Origin of the sequence: Mesorhizobium sp. NBSH29 (assembly GCF_015500055.1) — a bacterium.
Classification (GTDB): domain Bacteria; phylum Pseudomonadota; class Alphaproteobacteria; order Rhizobiales; family Rhizobiaceae; genus Neomesorhizobium.
Genome location: NZ_CP045492.1, coordinates 2,717,226 through 2,729,013 on the forward strand (window position 1 = coordinate 2,717,226; position 11,788 = coordinate 2,729,013).

The following is an 11,788-nucleotide window of genomic DNA, read 5'->3' on the forward strand; positions in this document are numbered from 1 at the left end:
TAAAAATGCAAGACAAAAAAATCGGCTTCATCGGACTGGGCATCATGGGGGCGCCGATGGCGGGCCATCTTCTCGATGCGGGCTATGCCGTGATTACCAGCGACCACCGGAAAGCGCCGCCCAAGCCATTGATTGAAAAGGGTTTAGCGGGCGTAAGAGGTGCTGCCGCCGTGGCGCGCGAGGCCGACATTATCATCCTCATGGTGCCCGATACGCCACAGGTCGAGGACGTGCTGTTTGGCCAGGATGGCGTTGCGCAAGGCTTGTCGGCGGGCAAGCTGGTCATCGACATGAGTTCCATATCTCCGCAGGCTACAAAGGATTTTGCAAGCAAAATCAAGGGCATGACTTGCTCATATCTTGACGCGCCGGTGTCGGGTGGAGAGGTCGGTGCCAAGGCCGCATCGCTGACCATCATGGTCGGTGGCGACCCGAAAACCTTCCAGCGAGCGCTGCCGGTGTTTGAGAAGCTGGGCAACAACATCACCCATGTCGGCCCGGTTGGCAGCGGCCAAACTGCCAAGGTCGCCAACCAGATTGTGGTGGCGCTGACCATCGAGGCGGTGGCCGAAGCCCTTGTTTTTGCATGCAAAGCAGGCGCAGACCCGGCAAAGGTGCGCCAGGCGTTGATGGGCGGACTGGCCGCATCGCGCATTCTTGAAGTGCACGGTGAACGCATGATCAGCCGCACTTTCGATCCCGGCTTCCGCATCGAACTCCATCAAAAGGACCTGGCCTTGGCGCTGGACGGCGCGCGCAGCCTCGGTGTCAGCCTGCCTAACACCGCCAACACCTTGCAACTGTTCAACTCTTGCGCAGCCCATGGCGGCGCGAAAGAGGATCACTCGGCGCTGGTGAAGGCGCTGGAACGCATGGCAGGACATGCGCTGGAAGATGCATGAATATGCATTGAGGCAGCCTTTCCCATCCAGAAAAAGCATGTTGGAACAAAGATGTAGCTGAGAGAAGGGGCCGCAAGCCCGATCAATCTGTCCACAACGCCGGTTCGGCTGCGTCTTCCGCTCATTATCGGCGACAAAGCCGCTCAGCCCGGTGCGATAGTGCAGCATTTTCTGAGCCGCATCCTGAAAACCGCCATGCATGGGCAAAACAGCACCTGAAATTCTGCTCCACCGCGTGGCGTGTCCACGCGGGTATGCCTAAAAAACGTTCAGGGTTCGAGCCGGACTGATTCCCGAACCTGGAGGAGACGAAGTGAAAGTTTTGGCGATGTCGGGAAGCCTGAGGGCCGCGTCGATCAACTCGGCGCTGCTGCGCGCAGCGCGCACGCTGGCTCCGTCTGGCATGGTGGTCGATGTGTTTTGCGTGGGCGACCTGCCATTTTTCAACCCCGATCTCGAATCCCGGCCTCCCGCTGCCGTCGAGCTTTTTTACCGCCAGATAGAATCAGCAGATGCGCTGCTGATCGCAAGTCCTGAATATGCCCATGGTGTGACAGGCAGCATCAAGAACGCACTGGATTGGCTCGTCGGCCATCCGCCCTTTGTGTACAAAACCGTGGCTGTCTTCAACGCATCGCCGCGCGCCCACCATGCCGACGATGCACTTCGCGAGATTCTGAACACCATGAACGCTAATCTGGTGGGCCGAGCCAGCGCCAGCATTCCGCTTTTGGGCAGTGGGCTGGATGAGCAGGCCATGGTGAACACCCCGGCAGTGGCCGACGCGATACGTGCCACCCTGATGGCGATCAGCGATGCGGTGGCGGCTCAACAGGCTTGAACGACGACGCCACTTTTCTGAGCTGCGGGTCAGCCGCCCTTGAGCACCTTGCGGGCCGCATAGAGGCTGACGGCGGCGGCATTGGAAACATTGAGCGAGCGGATGGCGCCCGGCATTTCGAGCCGCGCCAGCGTAGTCACCGTCTCGCGTGTCTTTTGCCGAAGCCCCTTGCCCTCGGCGCCAAGCACCAGGGCGACCCTGTCGCCGGCGAAGCTTCCTTCCAGTTCCTGTGGCGCATCCGAATCGAGCCCGATGGTCTGGAAGCCCGCTTCGTGCAATTTTTCCAGCGCATCGGCGAGGTTTTTCACCTCGATGAGATCGATATGCTCCAGCGCGCCGGAAGCAGATTTTGCCAGAACGCCCGATTCGTGCGGCGAATGGCGCTGCGTGGTAATCAGCGCACCGGCGCCAAAAGCCACCGCCGAGCGCATGATGGCGCCGACATTGTGCGGGTCGGTCACCTGGTCGAGCACCAGCACCAGCCGCGCGTCACCCAGCGCCTCAAGCGGCTTTGGTTTGAGCGGCAGCGCCTCGATCAAAACGCCCTGATGCACGGCATCGGTGCCGGTCAGTTTATCGATTTCCCTGGGTTCCACGAGTTCTGCGGCAAAGGGCAGGGTGGTGATGTCGGCAATCCCCAGCCGCTCCAGGGCGTTGCGGGTGGCCAGCAGGCGCTTGATGCTGCGCGCCTTGTTGTCGAGTGCTGCGCGCACGGTGTGGATGCCATAGAGCCGAACCTGGCCCTCCGGCGCGGCTTGTCCCGGCGGCAGCGGCTGCTTGGGCCGGAAACTGTTTGCCGCAGGCGCTGCCCCGCCGGCCTTCTGGTCGCGGTGGGCGCGCCTCAGATTGGCATAGTGGCTGTCGCGCGGGGTTTTGGTGGTCTTGCTGTCATCGCTCATGCCGCCTCCTATAATGCGGTGAACGCCGGTTGGATATGCCCACCCGCAAAAAGCCTTTTGTGACGGCCAGCCGGCACGGCCGGGCAGGAGGGCATCGCCGCCCGAAGTGCAGAGCCCAAACCTGTCCCTGCGTCCTGCTCTGGCTGAACAAAATCAGTGCCCACGCGGTTGACACCAAAACCCCTTGCCGCCATAAGGCGCTTCGCGGATTTCGGACGGCCCTACCATCCGGATTTCGCGAAGAACATGCCGTGTTGCATGGTTCCGTCGGCAGATGGAGGAGTGCCCGAGTGGTTAAAGGGGACGGACTGTAAATCCGTTAGCTCAGCTTACGTTGGTTCGAATCCAACCTCCTCCACCATCGCCGCGCCGGAACCACAGCATGAAAGCAAACCAGGCTGGCTTTCCACCAGCCGCCATGGCAAGCTTTGGATACGCGGGTATAGCTCAGTGGTAGAGCAGCAGCCTTCCAAGCTGAATATGCGGGTTCGATTCCCGCTACCCGCTCCAGATTTTATCTTTCCCAAAATTCGGCTTCGCCTGCCAGCAACGCAATGCTCCGTTTGCGGGAATGGTGGCTCGCGCAACAACCGCAGTGGCCTTGACGCCAATAGGCAGATGTTCCTATTTCGTTCTTATGGCAAAACGGCAGGGTCAGACTTTGGCGCGGGCAGTCGACGCGCGGCAGACGGTGCGGGTGGCGTGCCAGTATTGCAATATCAAACGCTATTATGATCCCGCCGATCTTTTGACGCTATGCGGGGACAAGCCGGTTGAAGCGGTGCGGATGCGCTGCGAGCGGTGTGGCATGAGAGAGTTCCTTCGAATCAGCCTCTACATTCCCGCCGCGGAAGAGCGCCAGGCACTGACGCTGCGCCGGCTGGTCGGGGTGCGCTACCTTCGCAAAGTGATCTGGCGCGACGAAAGTTCGTGATGGCTCAGGCTTCAGGCAGCCAGAGGCATACTCAAGAGCCACGAAACGACATCATCCACATCGACCCCCAGCGTCTCGGCAACCGTCCCGCCATTTCAAAGCGTACGTGCGAGTTATTGTCCTCAATCGCTCGCATCCGACAGCAGAAGCAGGCTCTCGATCGCGGCCCATTCCAGTGTGGCCGGGCACTGGATCCTGAACACAAGAACGGGAGTTCGAGCCTGCTGCTGTTCATGCCAGCATACGAGCGTGGAGGGAGAGCGTTGAAAGCGTCATCACCTTTTTCACTCCCTCCACTTGCCCGTTTGCGCATTCGCGCTACTCTCCGCGCGATGACTGAATTGCCCGCCTCTCCGCTCAGCCCCAGTACTTCCGCCGATGCGCGGTTGGCTGCGATTGTGGATTCGTCCTACGATGCGATTATCTCGAAAGACCTGAACTCGATCATCGCCACCTGGAACAAGGGCGCGGAGCGCATGTTCGGCTATACGGCGGTGGAGGCGGTCGGCCGTTCGATCCTGATGCTTATTCCAGATGGCCTTCAGGGTGAGGAAGACGACATCATTTCGAAGGTCAGGAGCGGCATTCAGGTGCCGAGCTACGAGACCACGCGCAAGCGCAAGGATGGAACTCTGATCTTCGTGTCGCTCACCGTTTCGCCGATCCGCGACGCAGATGGCGTGATCGTCGGTGCTTCAAAAATTGCCCGCGACATTACCTCCACCAAGGAAAACGAGCGTCGCATTCGTTTTCTGATGCGCGAGGTCAACCACCGCGTCAAAAACCAGTTCGCCGTCATTCTGTCGATGGTGCGCGAAACCGGAAAACGCTCGACTGACCCACGCGAACTGGAAGACCGCATCCGTGACCGCATCATGGCGCTGTCGCGCTCACACGATCTTCTGGTCAACACCGAATGGGCCGGCGCGCACATGGAAGAGCTGGTCCGCGAGCACCTGAAACCGTTTGGCCATGATGGCCAGATCACGTTTGCCGGCCCCAACATGCTGCTCAATCCCAACGGAGTGCAGCATCTCGGTATGGCCATCCATGAACTTGGCACCAATTCGGCCAAGCACGGCGCGCTGGCTGATGACCGCGGAACGGTGCATATCGCATGGCGCAAGGTTAATAGTGACCATGGGGCGGTACTGCAAATTGACTGGAACGAAAGCTTCGAGCCTCCAGCGGGTGAACGGCGCGAGCCATCCACCCGAAAGGGCTTTGGCACCGTTGTCCTGATGCGGGTCGCGCCACAATCCCTGGGCGGCACCGCCGAGCTGGAAAAGGGCGAGAGGCATTTGCGCTGGTCGTTGACTGCTCCGCTCAAAAACGCCATCGCGCTGCCGGCCACAGACGCCCATTCGCACGAAATCTAAAACATCAGGTGATGCGCTTGACGATCTCGCGGATCAGCGTGTTAAGCCCGGCCTGAAGCCCCCGCACCAAAATGGGAACGATCTCCTCGAGCAGCGCCTGCAGCGGCGAGGGGTCTTTGCCCTTGCGCACCGGCAGCTGCGGCATGCTGCCCATGGCCGCCTGAACCTGCGCCCGCATCCGGTCACCGCAGGCCCGTGCGCCACGGCACGACGGATCAAAAGGCAGGCATGATACATCCCATTTGCCCTCCTGCCTGATGCCCAGATTGGGTTCCACCTCGGCATGGCTGAGCACTGTCCGGCTGGAAACGGGAATGCGGTAGAATTTGCACAGCTCGGCAATCACCAGCGCCAGCATGTCCCACTGCGCTTGCGTCAGCGGATAGCGGCCCGCATCAAGCGGGTTTTCGCGCGCCCCGCCCATGCAGCACATCGAAACGCCAATCGCGCCGCCGTTGCAGTTGAGCGTATGTGCGGCATAGCCCTTTTTCACGCGGCCCGAATTGAGTGCGATGGAAGGATTGCCGCGCACCACGCGGCCATTTCCCTCGACCAGAACATGGTAGGCATCGCGGTCCGTGCTGCCCGCCGAATGCGCACCCGCCGTCCAGTGGAAGACGACGCGCTTCATCGGAACATCCGGCATCCAGTCGGAAGGAAGTGCCACGGCAAATTCCCGCATCTTCAACCGGAGGAAGCCCGGCCAAGCGCCATTCAACCATGATTTCCTTCACGAACCCTAACGGTGGGCAAAAGCACCAAGCGCTTGGCGGTTAGTGCCTGCGCCGGCGGGTTTTGCTCTTTTTCTTCCGCAGTTTGGTGAAGCGCCCGGCGACATAGCGACGTTTGCCAGCGCGGCGCAGTTCGGCGGGTTTGTGGCAGTGGCGGGGTCGGCCGTGACATCCATCGGATCTCACCGTGCCTGGCGTCGCTTGGACGGGGCCTGCCACCAGCAAAGTGCCCAAAAACAAAATCATGGCTCTGCGTGTAAACATCGGCTCCCCTCTGTTTTAACTGGCTTTCCGGCTTACATCGAATTCCAGGTTTGTGTGGTTGTTGCTGGCCGGCAACCAAACTTAATCTGCGGACACGGCGAGGGATAAAAATCCTGCCTTTGAAACCGCAGCATACCACCCCATATACGCTCCAACCAACCACACTGCCGCCGCTCATTGAGTGCTCTGCCGGGCGCTGCCGACCAAAAGCACTTGTGTTTTTGGGCAGCAGTCGCTAATCGCCCCGCATTCGACTGAACTGAAGGCGCAGGCGCCCAAGGAAAGAGACTATGGCAAAAGGTAAATTCGAGCGTAATAAGCCTCATGTGAACATCGGCACGATTGGTCACGTTGACCATGGCAAGACGTCGCTGACGGCTGCGATCACCAAGTATTTTGGTGAGTACAAGGCTTATGACCAGATCGACGCAGCGCCTGAAGAAAAGGCTCGCGGCATCACGATTTCGACGGCTCACGTCGAGTATGAGACGCCTGCGCGCCACTATGCACACGTCGATTGCCCAGGCCACGCTGACTATGTGAAGAACATGATCACCGGTGCTGCCCAGATGGATGGCGCGATTTTGGTTGTTTCGGCCGCTGACGGCCCGATGCCCCAGACCCGCGAGCACATTCTTCTGGCCCGTCAGGTTGGTGTTCCTGCACTCGTGGTGTTCCTGAACAAGGTCGACCTGGTCGACGACGCCGAGCTTCTGGAACTGGTTGAGCTGGAAGTGCGCGAACTTCTTTCGAAGTACGAATATCCGGGCGACGACATTCCGATGATCAAGGGTTCGGCGGTTGCTGCCCTTCAGGACGGCGACAAGAAGATCGGCGAAGACGCGATCCGCGAACTGATGGCGGCTGTTGATGCCTACATCCCGACGCCAGAGCGTCCGATCAATCTGCCATTCCTGCTGCCGATCGAAGATGTGTTCTCGATCTCGGGCCGTGGCACGGTTGTGACCGGTCGCGTCGAGCGTGGCATCGTCAAGGTTGGCGAAGAAGTCGAGATCATCGGCATCAAGGACACCTCGAAGACGACGGTGACCGGCGTTGAAATGTTCCGCAAGCTGCTCGATCAGGGCCAGGCTGGCGACAACATCGGCGCGCTGATCCGCGGTGTTGACCGTGAAGGCGTTGAGCGTGGTCAGGTTCTGGCCAAGCCAGGTTCGGTGAAGCCGCACAAGAAGTTCAAGGCAGAAGCCTACATTCTGACCAAGGACGAAGGTGGCCGTCACACGCCGTTCTTCACCAACTACCGTCCGCAGTTCTATTTCCGCACGACGGACGTGACCGGTATTGTGTCGCTTCCCGAAGGCACCGAAATGGTGATGCCGGGCGACAACATCACGGTTGACGTGGAACTGATCGTGCCGATCGCGATGGAAGAGCGCCTGCGCTTCGCTATCCGCGAAGGCGGCCGCACCGTCGGCGCCGGCATCGTCGCCGCAATCGTCGAGTAAAGAACTCCCGCATCGGGTTTTGAAAGGGCGGCCTCCGGGTCGCCCTTTTCTGTTGCGACGTGTCATCTGGTCTTTTGGCGCGTCTGGACGGCGTGGCGTTGGTTCCAGGACCGGCAACTGGATGGCGCTGAAGGGCCGCCGGAGCCTTGCTGTTGCTATTTTCGCTCGGGCAGCCCGGGTGAAATAACTAAATTCGCGAAATGACTTGAATTGCGCGCAGGCCTGTGAAATTACGGCGCCGTGATAGGGGTATAGCTCAGTTGGTAGAGCGGCGGTCTCCAAAACCGCAGGCCGCAGGTTCGAGCCCTGCTGCCCCTGCCAGGAATTTCCCGGCCCTAACGCCCACCCCGAATATTCCAGCGAAATTAGCCCCGTGACTGATCGCGTATTTCAGGGCTCTTGCAACAATAGCTCTGTTGCGCCATAAGAACCGAAGCTGATGGGACGATTGGATGGTTCCACCGCTGCGTTTTGCGTGCGAGAACCTTATCGCACTTGCATCTGCACGGAATCAGCTTTAAGTAGACGAAACAGTCACGCGGTGCGTGGAGCTGGAAACCCAGCTTTACGCGCCTAAATTGCATGTTCGAAACACCGGCGCTGATTCGGCTAGCGACAGGTTTCGGGCAGGTATTCAGCAGGCATCGGTGCGATGTGGAGCTTCGGATGCCGGCAATGTCACAGGGTCCTGTGACGCAGATGCGACTGCCAGCCCCGGGCAAGCGGGTTTGGAACCAGAGAATGCCGCAGCACCTTGCCGCGGCGCACAAAAAGACCCGGAAACGGGCATAACGAGGCTCTCACAGGGGGCTTCAAAAAAGAGCGGCACATGGCGTCAAAGACCAACAATCCTTTCGTCTTTCTACAGCAGGTGAGAGCCGAAACCGCAAAGGTGGCCTGGCCTTCGCGGCGTGAAACGGTGATTTCGACGATCATGGTTCTGGCCTTTGCGTTTCTGGCAGCAATTTTCTTTTTCGCGGCTGATCAGCTGATGGCGTTTGGTGTCGAGATTATTCTCGGCATCGGGCGATAACAGGCGAACACGGAGAGCATCTGAATGACCGCGCGGTGGTACATCGTCCACGCCTATTCGAATTTCGAAAAAAAGGTGGCGGAAGATATTGAGAAGAAGGCCATTCAAAAGGGCCTGCAGGCGCGCATTGAGCAGATCGTGGTGCCGACCGAGAAGGTCGTTGAAATTCGCCGTGGCAAGAAGGTTGATGCGGAACGCAAGTTCTTCCCGGGTTACGTTCTGCTGAAGGCAGACCTTAACGATGCGGTCGTCAGTCTGGTCAAGAACACCCCGCGCGTTACTGGATTTTTGGGTGAAGACCGGCATACGGCCAAGCCGATGCCCATCACCGAAGCAGAGGCTGACCGCATCCTGAACCAGGTTCAGGAAGGCGTCGAGCGGCCAAAGCCATCGGTCACTTTCGAGATCGGCGAAGCAGTCCGCGTTTCGGACGGTCCGTTTGCCTCGTTCAACGGCTTTGTTCAGGAAGTCGACGAGGAGCGCGCCCGTCTCAAGGTCGAGGTTTCGATCTTTGGCCGTGCTGTCCCGGTCGATCTGGAATTTGGTCAGGTCGAAAAGGGCTGAGGCCCTTTGGAATTGAATTCCCGCATCGGTTCGCCGCTTGCGGGTGAAGACGGCGAAGTTCGCTTCGTCAAAACGGGTGGAAGGCGAGGGCGGCTCAAGCCGGCTGTCGGAACCGAACCACCACACTGCAACCGTCGATCCTGAAAATGGGTCGGCATTGAAAAGAGGCAGATAAGATGGCTAAAAAAATTGCAGGCCAGCTCAAGCTTCAGGTCCCAGCGGGTTCGGCGACACCTTCGCCCCCTATTGGCCCTGCGCTTGGTCAACGTGGCATCAACATCATGGAATTCTGCAAGGCGTTTAACGCCCAGACGCAGGAAATGGAGAAGGGTTCGCCCATCCCCGTCGTGATTACCTACTATCAGGATAAGTCCTTCACCTTCGCGATGAAGACGCCACCAGTGGCATTCTTCCTGAAGAAGGCGATGAACCTGAAGTCGGGCTCCAAGGAGCCAGGCAAGATCAAGGTTGGCGAAATCACCCGCGACAAGGTTCGCGAAATCGCCGAACAGAAGATGAAGGACCTCAACGCGAACGATATCGAAGCCGCCATGCGCATGGTTGAAGGCTCGGCTCGTTCGATGGGCCTGGAAGTGGTGGGCTGATCCGATGGCTAAGATTGCAAAACGCGTTGCCAAGACCCGCGAGGGCATCGATGTCGACAAGGCTTACGGTCTGGTGGAAGCCATCAAGCTTCTGAAGGAACGCGCCACGGCAAAGTTCGACGAAACATTCGAAGTTGCCATGAACCTCGGCGTTGACCCACGTCACGCTGACCAGATGGTCCGCGGTGTGGTCAATCTGCCAAACGGAACAGGCCGTACCGTTCGCGTGGCAGTGTTTGCCCGCAACGAAAAGGCTGATGAAGCCCGTGCAGCTGGTGCTGACATTGTCGGTGCAGAAGAGCTGGTTGATATCGTCCAGAAGGGCGAAATCAACTTTGATCGCTGCATTGCCACACCTGACATGATGCCGCTCGTCGGTCGTCTGGGTAAGGTGCTCGGCCCCCGCGGCATGATGCCAAACCCCAAGGTCGGTACGGTCACCACGGATATTGCTGGTGCCGTCAAGGCTTCCAAGGGCGGCGCTGTCGAGTTCCGCGTCGAAAAGGCTGGCATCATCCACGCCGGTGTTGGCAAGGCATCCTTCGACGCCAAGGCGATTGAAGAAAACGTTCGCGCCTTCACCGATGCGGTCGTCAAGGCAAAGCCAGCTGGCGCCAAGGGCATTTACCTGAAGCGCGTGTCCGTCACCACAACGATGGGCCCCGGCCTCAAGGTCGACGTTTCGTCGCTGGCTGAGGCGTAAGAATTTCGAAGCGGGCAACAGTCCGCTTCGGCAAAGAATTCCGGACCCCCGGATAAAGGGGTTCGGAGCCGCAGACCGGAAACGGTTTGTGGAAATCCTGTCCGAGATTGCAGGCGGCTCGCCTTAATTCATATGGGCCTGCATGAGACGGGTGAAGACCAGACAAGAGGGCGCAAGCCCCGATGAATGGTTCGAACCGTGTATGCCTTTTGTCTGCGACCGGGGTTCCGGTCTGGCCAAAGGGGGCAGGATCCTCGAGCGCTGTTCGGGTGATCTCTTCGTAGATGGCCCGCCCGGCAAAAGGCAACCCGACAGTCTTCTTCTTATAAGACTGTTAACTGGAGATAGGCAGTGGACAGAGCGGAAAAACGCGAACTCGTCACGGGCCTGAATGATGCGTTCAAGGGCGCAGGTTCAGTCGTCGTGGCCCACTATGCCGGCATCACCGTCGCACAAATGAACGACCTTCGGTCGAAAATGCGTGCAGCCGGTGGAACCGTCAAAGTCGCGAAGAACCGTCTCGCCAAAATCGCTCTTCAGGGCACGGAATCCGAAAACATCATCGAGCTGTTCAAGGGACAGACGCTGATTGCTTATTCGGAGGATCCGATTGCGGCGCCGAAAGTTGCAGCCGATTTCGCCAAGATCAATGACCGTCTGGTCATTATCGGTGGTTCGATGGGAACAACTACGCTCAACGCCGATGGGGTAAAGGCTCTTGCCATGCTCCCGTCGCTCGATGAGTTGCGCGCCAAGCTGGTTGGCATGATCGTCACCCCAGCAACCCGGATCGCCCAGGTCGTCAATGCACCCGCAGCTTCGGTTGCGCGCGTCATTGGCGCTTATGCCCGGAAGGACGAGGCGGCATGAGGCCGTTCTTCGCTATCAACAACACACGTTCGAACCCAAACAAGGAATACAATCATGGCTGATCTTGCAAAGATCGTAGACGACCTGTCGAGCCTGACCGTCCTCGAGGCGGCTGAGCTCTCCAAGATGCTGGAAGAGAAGTGGGGCGTTTCGGCTGCTGCTCCTGTTGCAGCAGCTGCTGCTGGCGGCGGTGCCGTTGCTGCTCCGGTTGAAGAGAAGACCGAATTCGACGTCGTCCTCACCGACGCCGGCGCACAGAAGATCAACGTGATCAAGGAAGTTCGCGCGATCACCGGTCTCGGCCTGAAAGAAGCCAAGGATCTGGTGGAAGCCGCTCCGAAGCCTGTCAAGGAAGCCGTTTCGAAGGCAGATGCCGACAAGTTCAAGGCCCAGCTGGAAGCAGCCGGCGCCAAGGTTGAACTGAAGTAAGCGTTTATCGCGGGTTTCGGCGGGCGGATTTCCGTCCGCCGAACCATCGCGGTGGAGTAGTCGAAAACCTCTTTCCTGAGGGCCGCAAGACCGGCGTTCAGGAAACGGGTTTTCTCCCGTTCTGGCCCACCTGTCGGGCACGTACGGGAAAATCTGAAGGACGGACTG

13 protein-coding genes and 3 tRNA genes are annotated in these 11,788 nt (G+C 59.1%); 14 read left to right on the forward strand and 2 right to left on the reverse strand.

What is annotated here, in order from left to right; translation table 11 throughout:
• Positions 1–5: 5 nt before the first annotated feature.
• Both GA830_RS13555 and GA830_RS13560 read left to right on the forward strand, forming a co-directional pair.
• Positions 6–902, forward strand: coding sequence for a 2-hydroxy-3-oxopropionate reductase (locus GA830_RS13555; protein ID WP_195162356.1), 897 nt, complete (start codon positions 6–8; stop codon positions 900–902).
• Positions 903–1,215: 313 nt separating this feature from the next.
• Positions 1,216–1,743 carry an NADPH-dependent FMN reductase gene (locus GA830_RS13560; protein WP_195162357.1) on the forward strand — a complete coding sequence of 176 codons (528 nt, stop codon included), beginning with the start codon at positions 1,216–1,218 and terminating at the stop codon, positions 1,741–1,743.
• 29 nt (positions 1,744–1,772) lie between these two features.
• Here the strand turns inward: GA830_RS13560 and GA830_RS13565 are convergent, their stop codons facing one another.
• Positions 1,773–2,642, reverse strand: coding sequence for a TrmH family RNA methyltransferase (locus GA830_RS13565; protein WP_195162358.1), 870 nt, complete (start codon positions 2,640–2,642; stop codon positions 1,773–1,775).
• Positions 2,643–2,918: 276 nt separating this feature from the next.
• On the opposite strand from GA830_RS13565, the gene GA830_RS13570 reads away from it, so the two are divergent.
• The 4 genes from GA830_RS13570 (at position 2,919) to GA830_RS13585 (ending at position 4,955) form a co-directional block, all read left to right on the forward strand.
• Positions 2,919–3,003, forward strand: a tRNA-Tyr gene (locus tag GA830_RS13570).
• A gap of 75 nt (positions 3,004–3,078) precedes the next feature.
• Positions 3,079–3,152: transfer RNA gene (locus GA830_RS13575), tRNA-Gly, on the forward strand.
• A 151-nt stretch (positions 3,153–3,303) separates the two neighbouring features.
• Positions 3,304–3,576, forward strand: coding sequence for a hypothetical protein (locus GA830_RS13580; protein ID WP_258045434.1), 273 nt, complete (start codon positions 3,304–3,306; stop codon positions 3,574–3,576).
• Positions 3,577–3,908: 332 nt separating this feature from the next.
• Positions 3,909–4,955 (forward strand): PAS domain S-box protein, encoded by a 1,047-nt coding sequence (locus tag GA830_RS13585; protein WP_195162359.1) that lies wholly within the window; start codon positions 3,909–3,911, stop codon positions 4,953–4,955.
• A 4-nt stretch (positions 4,956–4,959) separates the two neighbouring features.
• Here the strand turns inward: GA830_RS13585 and GA830_RS13590 are convergent, their stop codons facing one another.
• Positions 4,960–5,622, reverse strand: a complete 663-nt coding sequence (locus GA830_RS13590) for a peptidoglycan recognition protein family protein (RefSeq protein ID WP_210330833.1) — start codon at positions 5,620–5,622, stop codon at positions 4,960–4,962.
• Positions 5,623–6,240: 618 nt separating this feature from the next.
• Here GA830_RS13590 and tuf point away from each other — a divergent pair.
• From tuf to rplL, 8 genes are all read left to right on the forward strand, one after another.
• A complete protein-coding gene (gene tuf / locus GA830_RS13595) occupies positions 6,241–7,416 on the forward strand; it encodes an elongation factor Tu (protein ID WP_195162360.1) in 1,176 nt (391 codons plus the stop codon).
• Positions 7,417–7,661: 245 nt separating this feature from the next.
• A tRNA-Trp gene (locus tag GA830_RS13600) sits at positions 7,662–7,737 on the forward strand.
• Positions 7,738–8,245: 508 nt separating this feature from the next.
• Positions 8,246–8,449 carry a preprotein translocase subunit SecE gene (gene secE, locus GA830_RS13605; protein ID WP_195162361.1) on the forward strand — a complete coding sequence of 68 codons (204 nt, stop codon included), beginning with the start codon at positions 8,246–8,248 and terminating at the stop codon, positions 8,447–8,449.
• Positions 8,450–8,473: 24 nt separating this feature from the next.
• Positions 8,474–9,013: a transcription termination/antitermination protein NusG gene (gene nusG, locus GA830_RS13610; RefSeq protein WP_195162362.1), complete on the forward strand. Its 540-nt coding sequence runs from the start codon at positions 8,474–8,476 to the stop codon at positions 9,011–9,013.
• Between the two features lie 176 nt (positions 9,014–9,189).
• A complete protein-coding gene (gene rplK, locus GA830_RS13615) occupies positions 9,190–9,618 on the forward strand; it encodes a 50S ribosomal protein L11 (RefSeq protein ID WP_195162363.1) in 429 nt (142 codons plus the stop codon).
• A gap of 4 nt (positions 9,619–9,622) precedes the next feature.
• Entirely contained in the window at positions 9,623–10,321 is a 699-nt protein-coding gene (gene rplA / locus GA830_RS13620; protein ID WP_195162364.1) for a 50S ribosomal protein L1, read from the forward strand.
• Between the two features lie 351 nt (positions 10,322–10,672).
• A complete protein-coding gene (gene rplJ, locus GA830_RS13625) occupies positions 10,673–11,191 on the forward strand; it encodes a 50S ribosomal protein L10 (RefSeq protein ID WP_195162365.1) in 519 nt (172 codons plus the stop codon).
• 54 nt (positions 11,192–11,245) lie between these two features.
• Positions 11,246–11,620, forward strand: coding sequence for a 50S ribosomal protein L7/L12 (gene rplL, locus GA830_RS13630; RefSeq protein WP_195162366.1), 375 nt, complete (start codon positions 11,246–11,248; stop codon positions 11,618–11,620).
• Positions 11,621–11,788: the final 168 nt, after the last annotated feature.